The sequence below is a fragment of the Marinagarivorans sp. genome, assembly GCF_982758155.1.
Genome location: NZ_CEXWTU010000065.1, coordinates 1 through 21,794, shown reverse-complemented (window position 1 = coordinate 21,794; position 21,794 = coordinate 1). Strand labels below are relative to the sequence as shown.

The following is a 21,794-nucleotide window of genomic DNA, read 5'->3' as shown; positions in this document are numbered from 1 at the left end:
GCTTGTACATCACCCAGTGGAATAGTGTAGCCGCCCAACGCAAACGCTATTAACGTCGTGCTAACACCAAAAAAACCCAGCCACTTATGACTATTGAGCACAAATGTTAAGCCACCCAAAAACAACGAGAACCACATTCCGTATTTGAGTACTTGCTGTAAAACGAGCGGGTCGTATACGTTACGTAACTCTGCCGTGGTGAGGTAAGCTGGGAATAAATACGCCAGTACCGCTAAAAGGCTCAGCCCACCTAAAAAAGCAGAGCAAAAACCACTAATACGGCCCTTACCCAAAATAAATTCTTTTTCGGGTTGTTTCGGCACATCACGCTGTTGGTATTCATAGCTCATATCGGTATCCCATCCGTTATCAGGCACCACTAGAAATACGTATTTACCCGATAGGCCCACCGGCGATAAAGCCTAATAAATGACGATTTCTGATGGCCAGCCATCATTAAAACGGGAAGTATAACCAATTTGGCTAACAACGGCGGCTTTCAGGTTAGCGGTAATTGCTGTGTGGAATGTTTAGCGACGGCTGGCGGTAAAAAAGGTTTTAGCTTCGCGACGACCTTTTGAGCCATGGCACGGTAAGCGGTAAGTTTGCCGCCATAAATCGCCAGATATTGATGCTGCGAAGTAAGCTGGTGCACCAAACGAGTATCGCGCGCTTTTTTATTGAGTGCTGCTGGCGAGAATGATGTTTGGCTTTCTGTCGGTAAAACTCGCAAGCCAGAGAACGCCTCTAATACGTCAACCTCTTCTATATTGATATCGCATAACGCATGCGCAACAACACGCAATAAATAACCCCGCTCGGCTTCCGTCACCGCATTTAAATCGGGGTTACTCCCACGGCTTAGTTCGGTTGTGCCCACCATCAACTTGCCATACCAGGGCAATAAAAATACCGCGCGGCCATCATCAGGGGATTCGGTGTAAATACAGCCAGCCGGCGCAGGTAGGTCTAAAATAAGATGCGCACCCTGGACGAGGTCAATCGCAACGGTGGGCCAACCACCATCACATTGCGCAATGTGATTCACATAAGCTCCTGCGGCATTCACAATTGCATTCGCTTTTACACTTCGGCCATCGGCTGCTTTTACGGCGTAGCCCGCCGCCAAACGCTGGCAAGCCACCACATTAAAATGATAAAACACCGCGGCGCCAATAGACTCTGCCGATTTAACAACAGCACAGGTCAACTTCACATCATCGGTTTGCGCATCCTGGTACTCAAACAAAGCCTGTAAGTTCTCTTCTTTTAGGCCTAACGCTTTGGCTTTACTCAGTGGATGTTTTTGGCAAGGGCCGCCGCCCAAACAGCGGTAAAGTTGTAAACCTAAATGAATCCAAAAAGGCGCGCGCTTTTGCCCGCGATACACCGGAATATAGAAGGGTTGTTGTTTAACGAGGGTAGGTGCCACGCGCGTTAGAATACGACGCTCACGTAAACACTCGCGCACTAACGAGAATTCCGCCGTTTCTAAATAGCGTAAACCCCCATGAATTAACTTTGAGCTTTTACTGGATGTTTGAGTGGCCGGTTGTGCCGCCTGCTCAACCAACGCTACGCGATAACCTTCTGCCGCTAACGCTTGCGCAACACCCGCACCTTGAATACCCGCACCGATAACAACAACATGAAATGTTGCTTGCGTATCGACGGTGTGCGGTGAAGGTATCGTCATCAGCTTTAAGCCGGCTCCTGCAGTGCAGCCACAAGGGATTCAACATCCCAAGATTCAATCCAGCTGATGCCGCGCTCACTCAATGCATGTGCAACGGCGCCGTCAGTAACGTCGTAAACAAACCACTGCCACAAACCCGACCACAAAGGCATTGGCGCCTTAGGTAATTTTGTGTAATTACAAATCACATATTCGGGCTGAAACTCCGCCGCCAATTGCTGGCTACTCTCACTGTATTGCCGCAATACCCAACCTACGGGCCAATCCACGGTATCGCGCACTTGCCGCAATACCGCCAAATCATAAGAAATAATAACCACCTGATCCGCAATAGCCGCCAAACACTGAGCAACCTTTTCCACAATCGTTTCGCGATTAAGGTGATCAAAAGACTCTTCTTTAATTTCGACAAAGAGTAAAGCCTTGGGAAAACTGCGCATAACAGAAACAAGATCACTCAGCGGCGCAATCGGAGTCGGCAAAAATGCATCGCCAAAACGCTCGGGCTCATGCGCACTCATTTTCGTGAGTAGCATTAACTCAAAAGCGCTAGCATCGCCCGTTAAGCCAGCAACGCGCTTAAGCGCCATATCGTGCAAAAGCACAGGCTCACCATCTTTTGAAAACTGGATGTCTATTTCAACACCCGCAGCTCCAGCACTGAGGGCCGCTGTAACGCCCTCCACCGTATTTTCGGGGTAGTGTGCTGGCAGGCCACGATGGCCAGCAAGGTACAACATAATTAATCCTTACAACGCTTGCGCTTGAATCAGTTGAATATAACGCTCGTAGCGTTTGAGTAATACTGGCGAAGATTTTTTAGCCGCCACAATGTGGCCATCAAGACAGGGTTTATACATAAAATGACTGCCGAGCATTGCGGTGCCTTGTAACGTTGCCTCATGGCATTTTGTAACGAAAATAGGAAGACCACATAAATCAGCAATTTGCGCCATTAAACCGCTAAGCCGTGATAAGCCCCCAGTGGCAAGAATGCCATCGTAATCACCCACTGCTGGAGATTTTTGGAATTGTAAAATATTCGCCACAACTAAAAATGCGACGCTATTAATCACCGCTACAGCTTGCTGCGCAATCGTCAAAGTAACAACTTCACCAGCACTATTCATAAATACAGGGTTCGAGGATTTAAAACGAGACAACCAAAAAGGGGAGCCAATACCAGCCGCCGCATTTAAATAAAAATACCCCTGTGTTTCATCATTTAATACATCCTCGGCTAACCATTGCGGCAACTGATTAAATAGCGAGTGCTCACTTAATGACTCGGGCAAGTTTTCTCGCCAATGGGTTAAGGCAGTACCCGCATTATTCACCGTGCCTTCCATTAACCACTCTTCAGTATCTGCATCGCTAAAAGCCAGGCTCGTTAATAAGCCTAAAGCACGGCTATCGTTTTCTTTAGTGCACCGCCCTAAAACAAAAGCACCGGACCCGATGTTCATCACCAGAGGATTTTTAAAGTTAACAGATTCAGGAAGATGACTATAGCGCATGGCTAGATAAGCCGCGTTCTGGTCACCAAGCACAGCCATAAGTTGTGCGCTAACGCTCTTATCGCCAGATAATTGTTCGCTACCCGCCCATTTAATAGCGCCATAATTCGCAGCACTTTTTTGCACAACAGGCAACAATGTATGCATTGCACCAAACGTATTGCAAAGTTTTTTATCCCAGCTCGCGCGCCGGCGATTAAACAATAACGTGCGCGCCGCATTAATAGGGTCACAATAATGTTGATGGGTTAATTGTTTTATTAGCCAGGCCGCCAAAGGCCCCATAACCGTTGAATTATTATTCGCTTGCAAGGCAAGTTGCTGCTGCAAGTACAGCAATTTACTGGCGCCGTAATGTGGGGAGGGCCTAAGTCCGGTTAGGTCCATAATGCTTTCACGTTCGGCAGGGCTTAATTGTTCAATAGTGAGAAATGCACGCGTATCTTGCCAGCTTAAAATAGAGCTGCATGCGTTACCACTAATACGCTCCCACGCCATTACCGAAGAGCGTTGCACCGCAATACCCACGCCAATGGCTTCAGTATATAAACCCTGATTAACGGCACAATCCAGTGCTTGCCCATATACGCTTTGCAGCGCCTGTAATAACTCGGCAGGGTTTTGTTCTATATGCCGGGGCTGCGAGGAATAAAGGTTTATGTCACAACTAAAAACCTCGCCCATTGCCCACACAGGCGTAGCCCCATCAACAGAGAATACGCAAGCACGTACTGCATGCGTACCAATATCTAAGGCGATAAATGTGCATTGTTCAGTCATAGGTAAACTATTTAGGAAATAATAATGATTTTTATACTAAAAAAATAAACTTTAATGCCAAAATAAAAAGTCTTTATTAGCCGCCAAATAACGTTTTTTAATAATCGGAATGCACAACTGTACACAGAAAAAATGATTCAGGGGCTGCCTTTTTTGTGTATTCAACATTTGGCGTCTATGTTTGTATTTATTCTTAGCGCCCGTATAGGTGCCAACCACAATATGCCTATAATGCGTTGTACAGCCATCACGCATTAATTGGTGATATCTCCCTCATGTTGAACCACTTTTAGGACACTCTATGAAGTTGCCACTGGTCACGTTAGCGCTCGCCGCCTTACCGCTCATCGCGTTTTCGAAAACACAGCTCACATTAAATGATCAAGAATATTTTTCTATGCCGGGCTTAGATGTTACAGCCTTTGCCGATATCTACCCCGACGGCCACCAAACCGGTGTCACGGTTATTCAACACGGCAAGCGCGTAGCCGCCAATGGTGATTTACGCTTAGAGGCATCACCAGGTCAATGGTCGCCTGTACCCAAAAGCACAAAACGCGATGTGAATAAAGAGCAGCAACGCGTTAGCCAAACCTTAGCTTACCCCGACGAAAGCAAAGACAAAAAAGGCTTCAACCCGATTATTTATCCCGATTTAGAGTTGGCGTACCAAGTACACGTACAACCCCTAAAGGGCAGTAGCTTTGAGGTAATCGTCGACTTAGAAAAACCACTACCGGCAGAGTGGGTGGGTAAGGTAGGTTTTAATTTTGAACTATTTCCCGGCGAGTATTTTGGTAAATCGTATGCCTTTAGCCATGCGTTAGACGAAAATAGTGTGACGCAGACAGGCATTTTCACCCCACAGCCCAACGGCCCAGTCACCATTGTTGAAGGTGAAGTATTAGCGCAGCCTTTAGGTACTGGCAAAACATTATTGATTGCCCCAGAAGACGACCTTAAGCGCATGAGCATCACCAGTGACACCGGCCTACTTACCTTGTGGGACGGCCGCACTAATCACAATAATGGCTGGTTTATTGTGCGCAGTAAAATCGCAGCCGGCGCTACCAAAAATGCCATACGCTGGACCATTACCCCCCATGCCGATCCAAAGTGGCGCTACACACCGGTGGTACAAGTCTCGCAAGTGGGCTACACACCAGCACAAGCTAAAAAAATTGTTATCGAACAAGACAAGCGCGATAAAAAAATTAGCAAAGTAAAGCTTTACGAAATGACCAGCGCGGGTAAAAAAGAAGTCTATAGCGCAAAGCCCAAAGCGTGGGGCAAGTTCTTACGATACGAATACTTGACCTTAGATTTTAGCAAGATCAAAAAGCCCGGTATTTATGTGGCGCAATACCGCGACCAAACCACGCACCCATTTCGCATTGCCAATGATGTTTTCGACCGCCACGTTTGGCAGCCTACACTAGAATATTTTTTACCCGTACAAATGTGCCATATGCGGGTAAACGAAAAGTACCGCGTTTGGCACGACCTCTGCCACGAAGACGACGCATTAATGTCTCCTGTAAACCACAACCATTTTGATGGGTACATTGCCGGCGAATCTACACTATCAGCATTCAAACCCAAAGACCGTGTACCACATTTAAATAAAGGCGGTTGGCATGATGCGGGCGATTACGATTTACGGGTTGAATCACAAGCTGGAACTATTTGGTTACTGGCAACAATGATAGAAGAATTTAATCTCCAACTCGATACAACAACCATTGATCAGAAAAATAAGTTAGTTGAAATTCACCAGCCCGATGGTATTTCGGATGCTTTGCAGCAAGTAGAGCACGGTTTACTCAGTGTGTTGGGTGGCTATAAAGCCTTAGGGCGTTTATATCGCGGTATTATTGTGCCTACCAACCGGCAGTATGTAATGCTGGGCGATGCCGCCTCGCAAACCGATGGCCTGCCTTACAACGAAAAACTAGCGGCCAACGAAAGGAAAAACGATACCAGTGGAGCCTTTGACGACCGCTGGGTATTTACCGAAGAAAACCCTAACCGCGTATTAGGCGCCATTGGTGCAATCGCCGCCGGCGCCCGCGCGATGCAACAGCACAACCCCGAACTGGCCAAACTGGCCACCCAAGCCGCAGTAAAATTATATAAAGATAACCACAAAGCTGCTGATTCGGCCGGCGCAAAAACCTATGCCCTGGTAGAGCTTTATTTATTAACACAACAACCACAATACCTTACGCAAATAACGACTATGCAAGAATCTGTACTGGGCGATATTGCCAATACCGGTTGGCGCTTAGCCCGTGTACGCGGAGATTTTAATAATAAAGATTTTTCGCAAGCCTTAGATAAAGCCATTGCCACCCATCAAAAAACCGTGGAAGCACAAGCCGCCGAAACCCCTTACGGTGTACCTTATAAACCCAATATTTGGGGTGCCGGTTGGGGCATTCAAGAATTTGGCGTACGCCAGTATTTCTTTCATAAAGGCTGGCCAGAATATGCCGATGCAAACATTTACCTTAACGCTCTAAATTTTGTACTGGGCGTACACCCCGGCGAAAATACGATGTCGTTTGCTTCTGGCGTGGGCTCTTACTCCGCCACCGTAGCTTACGGTGTTAACCGCGCCGATTGGTCGTACATTCCTGGCGGCGTAATATCTGGCACCGCATTAATTCGCCCAGACTTACCCGAGCTAAAAGTATGGCCCTTCTTTTGGCAGCAAACCGAGTATGTGATGGGTGGCGGCGCGAGTAATTTTATGTTTTTGGCACTAGCAGCGCAGCAGCATCTTGCTGATAAAAAAGAGTAATGGCGGGCACTTAGTGCGTTAATGTGATTTTAAAACCCCAGCTTGCTGGGGTTTTTTATGGCGGAAGAAATTATGGTGAAGGTAATATTGATTAATTTTGTTTTACTGGGGAATGGGCTAGGGTGTGTTTAGCTTTAGGGGGGGGCGGTGCCGGCACGAACCTCTGGGGCACGCGGTGAATACGTCCTTTTAGAGCTCTACACAGCGTCTTGTTTGTGACGGCACCAGATACTCATACCAACACCAACTTCTGAGCATTTTATTGTTATTGGTAGGGTTTTGAAGGGTGAGAATTAGGGTAGATGGTATGCGTGCAAGCTTGACGGTACGTAGGTTACGAGGTAGATTTGAGGGAATCCGATAAAAATACCTCGTCGCTGCACATTGTGTCGAAGCGATGGGGGTTATAATTTTAAAATCTTATGCCTAGACTGCTAATCGAAAATAGAATTTTAAAACCGCTAATTTTTATTTTTGGTGTTCTTCTTACAATTGCTACATTATGCGGTTCGCTTTATGGGTTTGCTTTAGGTTTCGCAGGAGTTAAAGAATTTGATTTTTGGCTTATTAGCTTAGGACTAGTTACAATTTTTTCTCTAGTTGGTATTTTTGGCGCATGGTATAGGTACTATAAAAGCTTATCATCATTGTCTTCAAGTCAACGAAATAAAGTACGTCACTCACTAAGCCTAGGCATATTAGCCAGTATCTATTTATCATGTATCGCATTTTATAATGGCTTTGGCTGGCCGGTAAGTTTGTTCTTTATAGTCTTGGCTTTTATAGGTTATGCATTTATTTACTCAACACCAAAGTAACTTTAACAAGGCTAGGGAAAATCAGTCGCTAGGCTCGGACCTTTTCTGCGTTGTTGATTTTACGGTTTAACGCTACGCTACCACAAAATCAACAACTACGTTACGGCCCTACTTGAGGGGCGTGAAACAGTATGGGAGATCTAGCATGCTCAATCGAAATTCAGTGATGATGAAAAATATCGGTAAGCTCAGCTTAGCTTTTTTGACCCTTATATTAATCGGCTACATATACCTTATAGTGATTGCTAGAGATAACTTTTCGAACACACAGTTCTATTCTCTAGTCGGGCTGGCCATTGTTTCTTTAGGTCTGATTTTTCGCGGCTTTAAAGTAATGCACCACAGCAAAGAGGCTACATCACCTGCTTCATAGTTTTTTTTCGATTAGCTTAGGATTTCGGCATGCTTAACACAGCTATAATCCTGACTCAAATTACAGCGGCGTCGTATTCGATTCGACTGAGGGATCATGAAAACAGAAGAAGTTGAAATTTATTCGGACACATCAAATCTAGCTGTCATAAAGCATCCAGCTAGGGCATTTCCTGGTTCGTTGATTCAGGGGGATTCTCTGCATAGTCTCTTACAAAATATAAAAGAGGCTCAAGAAGAGCTGATTAATGGCAATGCTAGCGAGGCCTCCGAAATACTCGATAGCGAAATCAACAACCTCACTTATCGTTTAGAACATTACAAAAGAGTGCTACAAGAGCATGGCCATGAATTGCCATTCGTAGAGTAAACACATAGCGGCTTTATATTTCAAACGGATGATCGAAGGTGTTGCATTGAGCAATAACCCCCTATGCCTACGCGGCACTCCCTACAGATACAACATAAACTTGTTTGGCATTGCCCCCGAGGGATTGCGCTTTGAAGTCAACAACATTAAGGGCGCAGCCGCTTGCGCTGACTTAGTGCTATAAACGAGCGCCCTTCATATGCGCTTTGTTGTTGCAAGTAATGTCACCAAAGGTGGATTTTTTAGATAATGGTTCGGTTTATATTATAGAGGTGACCGTGCCTTTTCATGTTGTGTGACATCACTTGTTGCTTATGCAGCGCAAAGATCACCTAGGGCTATTATTGCGGTAGGTCTAGCGGGTCACTGACATGCAGCACCCTGTAAATTGATTCAAGCCGTAGATGCGGTCACCCATTTTTAAAGTATGGATATATTCCCCCTTCACCTTTCTCACACCGCTACGCTTAAGGCCCCTTTGGTATTGATAACTTCTTGTTCTAGGAGTGAGTTATTGATAGCCGGCGCTTACATGACTCCGGGCCTAAGGCTTTACCTGCAAAGATTATTTGGCTTGATACAAACGGCGTTTTAGAGTGAGGTCAGCTTAAATAGGATAAATATTCTCAGTGCAGCGTCGTTGAACTCACTCACCGGTACCGCATAGTGGCGGCCAAAGAGCGGCTTATTTCATAAACCGACATATGTATCGACGACATTAGCAGCTCACGGGCTTTAATCTTCTACCGTGTGTTCTAAATGAGCACAAGCTTTTCACCGGCTCAGTCCCACCTTCATCACAGTCCGCAATCGCCAATCGCACCTGCAGCCCAATAAACACGGGAAATATACTTAAAGTGAGACGTACTTAAGTACACAAATGTGGGTTTTGTTACTCTCAATTTCGCCTAAACCGATATTAGGAACCTGCTCAGCAAGGAAGATTACCTAGAATGCGCACGCCCACTTCGTAATCAGTACTTTGGGCGCAAGGATTAAGGCGCAACAACGCGCCTTATGCACACCTCAATCAGGAGAATGATATGTTAAAACCATTGGCCACCTACACCTCACGTGCGGCTAAATTACTGCCAGCGTTACTGGGCCTCACTGCAGGTATCGCTGCTACCGCCAGTCACGCCGTCACTATCGACCCCACCAAATCGTTATTCATTACCGATAAGGCGATTCTTAGCCAATTCCCTTTGGCGGGTAATAACGGTGTACTACAACAGCTACTCACCACGGCAGGTGATTTCTCACAAACACCAACCGACTTATTTACCGCCTGGAGTGCCACTCGCAACCAATGCTCAGGCCAATTTCCGGCCACTCGCGACCTCAACGGCCTACCCACAGAATGCTTAGGCAACAACCTAGGCAGCCCCGAGCTGTACGAGGCGATATCGGTAGTTAACCGCTTTGACTTAGCCAGTAAAACTGGCGCCGATTGCGGTGAATATCGCGTCGCCTTTGCGGATACCGGGATCACTGGCACCCCCCAGCAGAACTTTTTGATTTTTGAAGCCAAGCTCCCCAACCCTAACCCCAGTGCGGGCATAGAAGGCTGCCGCCCGATTGCCGAATTTTGGGCGGCACTATCGAGCAATACCAACATTCAAGACCGCGCGGCAAAACTGCGCCAGTTTTACTTTCAAGGCTTAAATGGCACAGGCACGCCGGTTATTCATGCCAACAACTATAGGGGCGAAGTGGCCAACCCTATCGCGGGGCAAATTCGTGTTAATCAACGCATCAATGACTTTCGTACCTGGGTATTTTTTGAATTCAACACATTGCGCAATGGCAACTTTTTAAGCCTTGAGCAAACCACCACTAAAGACAGCGCCTTTAAAGATTTCGCCCGCGATGACTCATTATTCCCACAAAAAGCGCAAGCCTTTCAAGATGCTGTAGTTGCCGCATTAAGCACCCCCAACAAAGGCTTACTGGCCAATACCATGTCAACTTTGGCGTTGGATATTCCGGCTACCGCCGAAGCCGGCGACCGTAGGGCCAGCCCGCGCGACGAAACGAGCCGCAGTATTTTAGAGCAATTCGCTATTGATGCTAGCTCAGGTATATTTCTCACTATTAGCGATATTGATTCCGTATTTAACGAAGGTAGCTCGCTGTTTGCTAGCCGTATTCAGCAAGAGTTAAACGTGGTGAATTCACCCCTGTTGCCCGCACACATTTTAGCCCGCGTAAACGCATTAAGTTGTGGCGGTTGCCATATGAACTCACTCGCGTTAGGTGCTGGCCTTGAATATACACCGTCGGTTGACCTTGAGATGCACAGCTTAGCTGTTCTTGGCACAGCCAAAGTGACACGCATTCAAGCCGAGGCCTTTAACGTTCAGCAGGGCGTTCAAACCGAAACCACCAGCGATGCGGGCGGCGGTCAAAATGTAGGCTGGTTAGATGCGGGCGACAGTATGGTTTATAACGCTGTGCTCCCGCCCAACAACACCAACAATTACACCATTACCTACCGTGTAGCCAGCAATGTGGCCGGTGGCGGCGAACTGCAACTTGCGCAACCTGGCGGCAATAAAGTATACGGCACAGTTGCTATACCCAACACCAATGGCTGGCAAAACTGGACTACCGTATCGCATACCGTTTTCATCCCTACAGGCGAAACAAACTTAGCCATTTTAGTTAAAAAAGGCGGCTGGAATTTAAACTGGTTTGAAATCAATAGTATTACGCCCGAACGCTTTGCCGTAAAAGCCCCCCTAACCGATGTGTTTTTACCCGAGCGCAAACAAAACCTAGAGACCTTTTTAAATACCGCACCCTGCACCACCTGCAATGTTAACTTGGTAGGCAATGGTGATTTCAGCCAAGGCCAAACCGGCTGGCAGACTTACCAACACTCAGGCACTAACTCATCGACCACGTTTGGCGGGCAATTTAATGATGCACGCAGTAGTATTTACAATGGTGGCACCAAGGCATGGCATGTGCAGTACTACCGCACAGGCGTTAATTTAGAGCAAGGTAAAACCTACGAAGTAAGCTATATGGCCACTACCGTTGGGCATTTAGTCAGTGCGCAATTAGAGGTGGCTATTGAACAAAATGGCGGCAATTACACAAAATATGCGCCCGTACAACATTTGGCTCTAAACCCTGCAGAACAAATATTCACCTTTCAATTCACCATGACAGAAGCCACCAACCCCAACGCCCGCATCACCTTTAACCTGGGTAAAAACCAAAGTATTTCTGGTCGCGCCGTTAGTGTTTCTGTTGATAATGTCAGCATTAAAAAAATGAATTAATGCCAAGCTAAAAACCCACAATAATATGGGTAAGGGACGAGGAAACAATATTTCATCCACTAATACTTGATATCGACATCCTTACCTTCGTTGCTTAAAGGGTTACATGCCCCGGCATGCGCCCCTTTAAGCGCCTCGATAAGAAAGCCGATCTCTTCGCCTAATTGGATAAACTATTATTGCCTCGCCCCTAAGCAGGCGGTTAACTGTGAGGTTAACCGCCTTTTTTGTGCTACTTACGGAAAGCACAAACACTCTAAATTCTGGACAAGAAACGATCACCACTAGACTTAAGGTATTGCGCTCTGCCGCATGGATTACCAGTGCACATACCGCCGTAACCAGTCGCACTTGGCTAATCAGCCCCCTCACTCCCCCTCACCTTTCTCACACCGCTACGCTTAAAGCTTCTTGGGTGTATAGCTTGTTGTTCTAGGTATGAATTATTGATAGTCTGCGAGCCTGAATCTTTACCTAAAAATATTGCTTGTCATGATACAAAAGGCGGGTATTTTTAGAGTGAATATTCCTTTGAAAAATATGTTTAAGAAAGTCCGATTTTTGAGGGATAATACTACCCTTACAGAATTTCATGGATGTCATCACTTACCATTGCATTAAATGTATATGCCATTTAATTACCCAGAAATTATTTATTGATAGGATGCAAGAATGAAAGCCACAACATTATTTAGCTCAATATTACTGTTTTTTTCAAGTATAAATAGCCAGGCCGAAATGACAAATTTAGAATACGCTTATGAAAAAGCGTTATTATTTCAGCTTAACTATAAATCAGCTCAAAGCATGCATAGCATGATGGATTATAAACCGGCTTTGGTTTCGATTGACTTTGTAGATATTCTGGCTGAAAAATCAGTAAATATGATTCAAGATACAGCGGCACGCTCTGAACAAAATATTCGCTTAAGAAACTCATTATATTCTTATGGAAACCATCGTTATGACACCACCCTAAAGGAAATCATTAAAGTTCCAGGATTTGAAAGCGGCTCGGTTTCACGTTTCTTAAAAAAGGGGGATAAAGAACCACAATACTACCCAGGAACCATCGACCTTGAGCGTTATAAGGAAGAAACCATTTCGAATATTTTATCAACCCCTCCTATTAATAATGGTTTTGAAATAATCTCTAAATTAAAAGAAAAAGATAGCATAGCTATTGTATTTGAACGTTTAGGCAATCCCGACACCGTATCACTCTATAGAGATAGGCTGTCATTCTTTTATAAGGATGCTGGAGCCGTTGTTATTGGCCGACGAAAAAATAAATTTACAGTTGAAGAGGTCAAGCCAAACAAAACGGCCTATGAATACATGATGCCCTACTTTAATAAGAAAGATGTATCCGACCCAATGACCAGAAGTATTATTCTTTATGGGTTGGCGCAAGGCGATACTTTAACGTTAAGGAATTTGGCAAGTGCACTTTATAAGCAAAAAAACGTGGATATCGAACTTCACGACATATTTGCAAGCATACTGGACTCTAGCTATAAAAAATCTTTAACTCCTCTAGAGGAAGATGCTTCAGCATGGATTATCAAGCTGCTATCTACCGGATACTCACCACGCTATAAAAAATTGATCGCCAAAGTGAGCCTAGAGGAAAAAAACAAAAAACTAAGAGATTACAGTAAAAAATATGCACAATATTATGATGGCAACAATGAGGGATTAGGCGTTTTTGAGTCTGAAACTATTAACATGGATAACTTTAGGCTTAAGCATTTAAATCCCTACAGAAGCATCGTTACAAGTGACAACAAAGCCTTGTAATTGATTGGTATTGTAATAAGCATTAATAACCCTAAACTTAATTAGTTGGGGTTATTATTTTAAATAGAAACATAAGCCAGTAGCACCATTATTCATTATTGTTGCTGCTGCGTAATACCACATAGCCATGCTAAAGCATCTTCCCGATTTTCAAAAAGCTCGACATTCTTGTTACTTTTGTTGAATCGCTCCATCATAAATATTGCACTACTGCGCGATACTGAGCCATAGGTTACTACGCCAATGTTTTGGATTTTTGTCAACTCGCTTAGCTGAATAAGAGCATCAAATTTATAGGAGTAGTTGGTCGCTTTATCCAGTAATATTGAGATTTCTTCATTCATTTTACCGGTAATGGCATCAAAAAATTCATCGACCATTTGACCGCTAATTTCTACACCTTCATCTAACATTACCTCAACGATGTTTTGATCGATAATTTGTAGCTTACAAAATGATAACCGATGCACAACAGCCCCCAATGAGTAGTGTGAGTTATAGCGGTATAAGGGATGTGGAAACAGTGGTGTGCGATTGATGCGGCACAGCCCTGAGCCCATTCAAGAGATAATGTTATCTAAAATACACGCTGCTGTAAAAAATTTATTCCGTATTTTACGCAATACTGAGTTGGACAGAGAATAATAGCTAGGTGGCGGCATTACTCGTCTTGGTTGCACTGCACCCCCAACAAAACCGGTAAGACTAAGGGCGCCTCTAAAAATCCACTTTCACCGATATGAGCCACAGTCCTATGCCAAAGATCATCAGCCCTATTATTTATTCCAACGGATATTAGCGAAGAAATATAATATCGCACTGGTACAAAGGTTCGCTATCGCATTTTTTAGCTTAGTGTCTGCTAGCGTCGCTTCAGGGGTTATGATGCCTTATTGGAAGGCCGAGGGTCGATTGTATTTGGTGTGATAGGGGGCGATATCATTTGGGTGTATCGGATATGACGTAAGGCTGCAAATGCAGTCTTTAGGGACGAGGAAACAATATTTCATCCACTAATGCTCGATATCGACATCCTTACCTTCGTTGCTCAAAGCGTTACATGCCCCGGCATGCGCCCCTTTCAGCGCCTTGATAAGAATGCCGATCTCTTCGCCTAATTGGATAAACTATTATTGCCTCGTCCCTTAAGGGTTTTTGATGGGATGAGAGGAGCGTTAGGGGTAGCAGTGATGGGTGGAGGTATAGGTTTTATTGTGGTCAAGCTCTCTTACATTCAATAACCGCTCATGGCTTATTTTTGCCACCGCGCCTAGAGCGTTCTTTTTTCTGTTCTACCTGAAACAAGAAAACCCGCAGCGCTTCCATGCACTGCGTATTCATCAAGCACTAGTGGACAAACTATTATTGCCCCGCTCCTTAACTCGCAACACCGGAAATAGTCCCGCCACCCCAGCCTTTAAATGCAGGATGAGAGTCGGCGCCTAGAATGCTCGCGGCGGTATTGAACATATTCATTTGCGATGCGCCGCCCACAGAGGTGACTCGCCCAGCACGTACACCAGCACCCGCCATAAACATGGGAGTATCGGCAGCGCTATGTGCGTTGCCGTTGCCCATATCGGAGTTTTGCACCACTAAAGTATCGTTTAATAGGCCAGCATCTTTAAGTTTGCGTACCGTTTTAGCGGCTAGGCCAAACATGTAGCCTGCGGTGGTAATGTACTGGCCCCACGTTATGGTGTCGTTGTGGTGCGAGGTATGCAGCTTGTCGTTAAAGCCTGGGATGTTAAAGCCACTGGTATCGTCACCTAAACATAAGGAGACCGAGGCCGTAACATTGCAAGACAACGCTAATGCGGCAATTTCCAGCTGAAGCTCGGTATGCGAGGTAAAGTTACCTGTATTACCGGCCGGCATAGAAGCATTGCTGCACGTTTGCACCGCACCCTGCGCTGGCGCACCACCACCGGTAGCCGGCGGGGCGAGCTTGCTTTCGAGTGTTTCAATAGAGCTAAGGTGTTCTTCTAGCTTTTCTTTTTCGTGCTGGCCCAGTACTTTGCTATTCAGCGTTTTAATGGCATCGCGGTGCAAGTCTACGAATAACTGTCGTGGATTTGTGCCGCCGCCTGTTCCGCCATCGCCACCACCGGTATTACCGCCGCCACTACCTAAAGCACTGGTAATGCGCCGCATGGCCGATTGAGGATCGTTGATTGTGTTGATAGTGCCGCCCAAGTCGTCTCGCGTGGGCGAGCTTTGGGTATCTAACTGGTTAACACCCAAGTTCAATACGTCGAGAGGATGGTTGGCGCCAATTGTCCGCGCCATCATCACATCAAAACTGGCTTGGCCGTAATACGAGCCACCAAAACGGAACGGCATAGCACCGTGGCCAGGGTTGGTGGTAGCCGCGCCTACAAGGAAGTTAATGTCACCAGCAACACCTTCATCGGCATAACCTTGGGACATTGGCTTCATGGCCGTATTGCTACTGGGCGTATAAAGGCTAGGGATTACACCGCCAGCCACATACAGGGCAAAGGATTTTTTAGGGCCGGTTTGCGCTTCAGCTAAACGATTGATCATCATCGCGCCGGCAAGACCAAACGAGTTTAAAAGCCCGCGACTAATGCCTGCACCGGTGATGGTTTTGAGTAAATCACGACGCTGTTTGTCAAACTGATTTTTATCTCTGATTTTCATAAATTCACCTTCAATTCTTTGGGGGCGCCGTTATCGGCTCCAGGCCTTACGGAAACGAATTGAGTCTAGAGTGCCTATGGCTTCTAGCATCGCCCTTGGACTACTCTGGTTCATTTCGCCCACCATATCGTTCACATCACAACCGTAACCATCACGCTCTTGCTGTTCGAGGCTTTCTGTTAGCGGGCTATCGGCCTCGGTGATGGAGTCCACGACAATGCCGGTCGCATAGTTATAAAACTGCATCGCTAAACAAGATTTAGCCAAACCAGAGGCCTCACCGTTAGCTAGCATCATGGCCAATTCTTGGCCGCCATTAAATGGATAATGCTCTGTGCTACGGCTGCTGTCGCCAAAGAAATGCAGCTCCATGAAGGGCGAGAAAAAAGCACCTGATGCGTTAATGGCGTTGCCGGCGTTATCAACTGTGCGGAAGCGGCCTGCGGTATCGTAATCCTCTAAGCCAAAGCCCAATGGGTTGATCAGCTCGGCATGGCATTCCACACACGGTGTACCTTCGGTTAAACGGTGGAAGGTCTCGCGGTTAGTCGTGCGCTCGTCATTCAAGAAGCCCTGCAAACTGCCTTTTTTCTCTTCGCGGCTGGTGCTGACATCCGCTGGTGGTGGCGGCATGTATTGGCACAACATATCGCGGCGAATATAGGTAGCACGGCGAACCGGCGAGGCCTCGGCAAAATCACCACGGTTGGCCAGCCAAGCACCACTCAATAGCAAGCCACCGCGATTAGCAGGGGCAGCCTCTTGGAAGCCATTACCACCTGGGGCACTAAGACCATAATGCTGTGCTAAGCGGCTGTTAAGGTACGTTTTGCCCGGCGCGTATAAGTCGGTAAAACTAGCACTGTTATCCAGCATCACGTTTTGGAACAACAGGCTTAGCTCGGTAACCATGTCTTGGGCGACTTGATCAAAGCTGCCAAATTGCGCCTCATCCTTCTTCGTAGCCAGCACGTCACGGGTGCTCAACCAATCGTGTACAAACTCGCCCAATATGCTTTTCGCGGCATCGGTTTCCAACAATTTGCTGGCTTCCTGGCGAATGCTATCGGCTGAGTTTAAGCGATTGTTCTCGGCGGCTAACCAAAGGCTACTGCCGGGCTGCGGGGTAGAGCGCGTGAAGGTATAGCTCAAGAATGTCGCCATTTCGTAGGAAGACAGCGTGTAAGCACCGTTGGCATCTTGACCGATTTCGTGGCGATACAAGAACTGAGGCGAAGAAAGCATCGCTGCCAGCGCTATTTGCATGCCCTCGGCAATATCACCATCGGTGAATTCACCACCGGCTATACCCAAGTATCCGGGCACGTCATTGGAGCCATTTTTCTCGGCGTTAGTCAGCGGCCTACGGAAGATATAAGCACCATACTCATTCACTAAACGCTGGGCACACGTTGCATCGAGGTTGCCGCAATTAAGCCAGTTGAAGTTCGAATCCCGTGACCACTGGGCAATGGTTTCGGCCAATTGCACAACACCGTCGTACTCGATATCTGTTCGCAAGGTAATGTCTTTGTTGTTGACGAACTTACCCTTGGCATCATCTTGCGGTAAGTAACTACCCAACGCATTATCGGTGTAACCAAACAAGTCGCGCACGGTATTGGCATATTCCTCACGCGTAAGCAGTCGCACTAAACGCTCGCCGTAGCTTTCGGGTTGCGAGCAGCTTAGGGCTTTGCGCTCTGGCTGGTTGCGCGGCAAGGTGGCGTCGGCAAACTGCGGGTTAATAGGCAGCACATGCCAGCTAATAATGTACTCGGTCACTTTATCGGCGCAATCTTCGCCACAGGCAGTGGCGCCGCCCAAAGGCATGCTGGCTTCAATGTAATTGCTTAGCGCACCGGCGGTGTATATTTCTTTGGCGACTAGGCTCGCCATGGCTTCGTCGTACAGGCCGTCTTGGAATACACCGTTTGTTCTTTCACCGTCGTGGCAACGCTGGCACTGCGTATCAAAAATGGCTTTACCTTCTATATGCGCCAACTCTCCAGAACCGGTGGAGCTATTAGAAGCAGACGATTGCTGGCCACCACTTTGGCCTTCAAGGAAGGCGACAATATCGGTAGCACATTGCAAGTCGCAATCGGCCTGAGGAGTAGTGGTTGGTGGCATATCCAGGAAGATTCGTTGAATCATCTGATTACGATTGCCAGCCGTCACGCTAAAGTCACTCGCATTGTGGCAAGCGTCGCAACCTAAAGAGGGATCACTCTCAAAGAGCGTTTTCCCTAAAGTGGCGTTGCCATCGGTAGCCACACTCGATGAAGACGCGGCTTGCGAGCTAGGTGGTGTGGTGTTGGACTGACCGCACTCGGTGCCTAGATAAAGCCCAATATTATCAAGCTGAACATTGACACTGCTTGTGCCTAATAAGAACTGCACGCGGGCCGTTGCATCGGTCGCAGAGACCATCATGGTTTGTTGATAGCGATTCCAGGTGCTTGAAAGCGCTCTTAGCTCGCTATTGGCGCCACTTATTGTGGCCCAGTTAGAATCTTCGCCGCCATCGATATGAAACAAAATATCACGCGCATTACCATCGGTCTTGGCATCAAAACACAACGTGTAGTTAGCGTTTGTTTGCACGCTAACGGGGTGAACCAGCTCTACTTCCCAGGTCTCGGTAGTGGCCGCACTTAGGTTGAAGTCTAAATAACCCGCATCCCAAGACAAGGTGGCATTCACCAAGTTTGGCGTTGCGAACTGGGCCAAACCTTGTGAAAAGCTACCATCGGACAACAAGCTATTAGCAGTAGGGGTCGCTTGCGAGCTACTCGAGACATCCGCAATACTGGAGCTAGACGGCGCCACACTCGAAACAGTATTCGCTGAACTTATAGCTGCTGCGCTAGAGCTTGAGGGTGCAATGCTTGAGCTGATTACTATTTCGCTGGAGCTAGAGCCAGGCTTCACCCCGCCATCACAAGCAAAAAGTGCCAGTGAGCCTAGCAGCAGACCCCCAACTTTAAACGCCCGACCAAGATCGACCGCGTGAGGTTTTTGATACCGTTTTAGGTGCATAGTACCGTTCCTTTCTATTTCGAATTAGAGCTGGATAACATTGATGATATGGACTGATGTTTTGACAAACTGGAGTGTCTGATTATCAAGTAATCAAAAATGGGTGACCTTGGGGTCATAATGATATTAGGTTGTGTTCAACCGATAGTGTTGTAAAACGGCCGGCTGAACAGTGACGGTCTTCAAAAAAACGAGTGTTGTGCGGATTGTGTTACTTATTTGTCGGATAGTTTTAGTGAATTGTCACAGAGTTCATCATTACGGCGGTATTAGTCGCCGCAGATTATGAATGCATCAAAAATAGAGAAGGCAGCGAAACGACGAACCACAATAGAAATGGGATAACAAAGCATTACCCCACGCAAGACAAAGCCATTAGCGCAGCTAACTACCGGCTAACTAGATGTACCGTAATACAGCATTATTAGGGTGGTTACGTTTAAGGGTGTGATACCACTGGCAAACAGGGTAGAGCGCTGCCACCACAGCTATGGTTACGCCGTAGACCACCGGCAGTGAATAACCAAAACCTTCTAGGGCTGGGTCCGCATCCATCCATTCATTGATGATCATATCCCGCATTAAGTAGCCGGGCTCCCAGCCCGCCAGCAGCATAGCGATCGCGTGAATAACAAAGATATGTACGATGTAGTAAAACATTGGCACACGCCCATACACACTCAATATTTGAGCAATGCGCGCCGGTTTTTTCAATTCAATCCAAGTCACAAATAATGCCGCTACACCGAGCGTTACCAGCACGTACAATAAAGAGGCTGGCGACTTGTGCACATCAATGAAAGAAAGCCAGCTTTGGGTATAGGTATCGTATTCTTCCCATGGCCAATAATCGCCATATTCCGTAAAGCCACGCAGCACGATAAACGCCAATAACATGCTGATTCCGGCAATACCAAGTGCACGAATACGATCTTGCGGGGGCCATTGCATCATCGGCCCGATACAGTAGCCCAAGGCAAGAATGGCAACCGTTGGTATTAGCGGGTAAGTATTAAAGAGACCAAAACCACCGATAAAGACCTCATCAGTAAGGTGCAAGATATACCAGGTAAAACCAAAGACGTTCATATCCACCGTATCAAACCCATCCAACAAATTATGACCCGTAATGATGAGCAGGCTGCCGATGAATAACACTTTGCGCGGCAAGTAAATAGCGGCCGCCAATATCAGCATGCTAGCCCCTATAGCCCACAGAATACCCAACAAAAGGTAGTCTGTTTTCACCTCGAAATACCACGCGAAATGCACCAGCGTAAACTCTAAAAAAATCAACGATACGCCACGCTTAACAAGCCATAAGCTCAGAGATTTTGTATCCGGCAGCTTTTTACCCACCAAATAACTGGATGTGCCCGCCAGTAAAATAAAAACTGGTGCACAAATATGTGTAATGAAACGCGTTAAAAATAGCCCCAATGACGTTTGCTCAAGGTCCATTGGGTGGTAAAGGTACGCCTCGGCATGTAAGTAAATACGGGTGTGATCAAGCGCCATCAACACCATCGCTAGCCCTTTCAAACAATCTAGTGAGCCAATTCGCTGCATATCATCAACCTCATGCCACATGTGCATGCAATAAAAAGTAGAGTCACGCACAGTCAAAGACCTTGCGATGAAATATAATAATTACCATATATGAATATAATTGCTCACATAAGGTAATTTAATGCTACACGAAGAGAATGAACTTGCAATGCGCGAGGGTGTGTTGTCTGAGCGACGTCACAAAATACGCCAGCCAATGCATGCATCAATGAAAGTCGGTTATCTGCATCATCATTTTGTTGATGCGTGTACTAAATACCCGCAGCGTGTGGCTGTTACATATGGACAGCAATCACTGACTTTTGCCGAGCTGGACAAACGTTCCAACCGCTTAGCGCAATATCTACAAAGCATTGGCTGCCGACCAGGTTCGATGGTGGCACTGTATTTAGCGAGGTCCGAGCAGCCTTATGTTGCGATGCTGGCAGTGCTTAAAGCTGGCGGAGCCTATATTCCACTTGACCCGGCGTTTCCGAGTGATCGTATTGATTACATCTTGTCGGATGCTGGTGCCGATATCGTTATCACTGAAGACGCGTTAGCTAAGAGCTTAAACTTGCGAGCGCCGCATGTGCTTAAGCTCGATCGCGATAACAAAATTCTTTCTGCTTTTAATTGCGAGCCACCGGTATGCCACAGCCTGCAACCTAACGACCCTTGTTACGCGATCTATACCTCGGGCTCTACCGGCCAACCCAAAGGCGTATTGATTGAGCATCGCGCTGCCGCCAATTTTGTTGCAGCGATGCTACCCACTTATGGGATTCGCGAAGACGACGTCATCTACCAAGGCTTTTCTCATGCCTTTGATGCTTCTGTTGAAGAGATATGGGCCGGCTTGGCCTCGGGCGCACAGCTTGTTGTTGGGGAGGAGGATGTGTGTAAAAGCGCAGAAGCTGTTGCGGATTTAATTGATCAGCATTGCATCTCGGTATTCTCCACCGTGCCCACCTTTTTAAATGCTATTGAACGTGAATTACCCAGCGTGCGCTTATTAATTGTTGGCGGCGAACGGTGCTCACAAGAATTAGTGAATCGTTGGGCCGTTCGCGATCGCACTATGCTCAACACCT

Annotated in this window: 14 protein-coding genes; 6 read left to right on the top strand and 8 right to left on the bottom strand. The window is 46.7% G+C overall.

What is annotated here, in order from left to right; translation table 11 throughout:
* The 4 genes from AC3A8L_RS09415 to AC3A8L_RS09400 form a co-directional block, all read right to left on the bottom strand.
* A partial coding sequence (locus AC3A8L_RS09415; protein ID WP_487961993.1) for a hypothetical protein occupies positions 1-350 on the bottom strand: 350 nt, incomplete at its 3' end.
* Positions 351-499: 149 nt separating this feature from the next.
* Complete coding sequence (locus tag AC3A8L_RS09410) at positions 500-1,696, bottom strand: glycerol-3-phosphate dehydrogenase/oxidase (RefSeq protein WP_487961992.1); 1,197 nt, start codon at positions 1,694-1,696, stop codon at positions 500-502.
* 5 nt (positions 1,697-1,701) lie between these two features.
* Entirely contained in the window at positions 1,702-2,436 is a 735-nt protein-coding gene (locus tag AC3A8L_RS09405) for a glycerophosphodiester phosphodiesterase family protein (protein WP_487961991.1), read from the bottom strand.
* A 9-nt stretch (positions 2,437-2,445) separates the two neighbouring features.
* Positions 2,446-3,993 carry an FGGY family carbohydrate kinase gene (locus tag AC3A8L_RS09400; protein WP_487961990.1) on the bottom strand — a complete coding sequence of 516 codons (1,548 nt, stop codon included), beginning with the start codon at positions 3,991-3,993 and terminating at the stop codon, positions 2,446-2,448.
* A 301-nt stretch (positions 3,994-4,294) separates the two neighbouring features.
* Between AC3A8L_RS09400 and AC3A8L_RS09395 the strand changes: the two genes are divergently transcribed.
* From AC3A8L_RS09395 to AC3A8L_RS09375, 5 genes are all read left to right on the top strand, one after another.
* A complete protein-coding gene (locus AC3A8L_RS09395) occupies positions 4,295-6,796 on the top strand; it encodes a glycoside hydrolase family 9 protein (protein ID WP_487961989.1) in 2,502 nt (833 codons plus the stop codon).
* Between the two features lie 963 nt (positions 6,797-7,759).
* The gene (locus tag AC3A8L_RS09390; RefSeq protein ID WP_487961988.1) at positions 7,760-7,987 is read left to right on the top strand and encodes a hypothetical protein; all 228 of its coding nucleotides are present in this window, start codon (positions 7,760-7,762) and stop codon (positions 7,985-7,987) included.
* Between the two features lie 96 nt (positions 7,988-8,083).
* Positions 8,084-8,356, top strand: coding sequence for a DUF6959 family protein (locus AC3A8L_RS09385; RefSeq protein ID WP_487961987.1), 273 nt, complete (start codon positions 8,084-8,086; stop codon positions 8,354-8,356).
* Positions 8,357-9,399: 1,043 nt separating this feature from the next.
* Complete coding sequence (locus tag AC3A8L_RS09380) at positions 9,400-11,646, top strand: carbohydrate-binding protein (RefSeq protein ID WP_487961986.1); 2,247 nt, start codon at positions 9,400-9,402, stop codon at positions 11,644-11,646.
* A gap of 672 nt (positions 11,647-12,318) precedes the next feature.
* Positions 12,319-13,446 carry a hypothetical protein gene (locus tag AC3A8L_RS09375; RefSeq protein WP_487961985.1) on the top strand — a complete coding sequence of 376 codons (1,128 nt, stop codon included), beginning with the start codon at positions 12,319-12,321 and terminating at the stop codon, positions 13,444-13,446.
* Positions 13,447-13,541: 95 nt separating this feature from the next.
* Here the strand turns inward: AC3A8L_RS09375 and AC3A8L_RS09370 are convergent, their stop codons facing one another.
* From AC3A8L_RS09370 to AC3A8L_RS09355, 4 genes are all read right to left on the bottom strand, one after another.
* The gene (locus AC3A8L_RS09370) at positions 13,542-13,916 is read right to left on the bottom strand and encodes a hypothetical protein (protein WP_487961984.1); all 375 of its coding nucleotides are present in this window, start codon (positions 13,914-13,916) and stop codon (positions 13,542-13,544) included.
* Positions 13,917-14,823: 907 nt separating this feature from the next.
* Positions 14,824-16,110: a DUF1552 domain-containing protein gene (locus tag AC3A8L_RS09365; RefSeq protein WP_487961983.1), complete on the bottom strand. Its 1,287-nt coding sequence runs from the start codon at positions 16,108-16,110 to the stop codon at positions 14,824-14,826.
* Positions 16,111-16,140: 30 nt separating this feature from the next.
* Positions 16,141-19,152, bottom strand: a complete 3,012-nt coding sequence (locus AC3A8L_RS09360) for a DUF1592 domain-containing protein (RefSeq protein ID WP_487961982.1) — start codon at positions 19,150-19,152, stop codon at positions 16,141-16,143.
* Positions 19,153-19,551: 399 nt separating this feature from the next.
* A complete protein-coding gene (locus tag AC3A8L_RS09355) occupies positions 19,552-20,772 on the bottom strand; it encodes an acetyltransferase domain-containing protein (RefSeq protein WP_487961981.1) in 1,221 nt (406 codons plus the stop codon).
* Positions 20,773-20,842: 70 nt separating this feature from the next.
* Between AC3A8L_RS09355 and AC3A8L_RS09350 the strand changes: the two genes are divergently transcribed.
* The coding region (locus tag AC3A8L_RS09350) for an AMP-binding protein (protein WP_487961980.1) at positions 20,843-21,794 on the top strand (952 nt) is incomplete at its 3' end.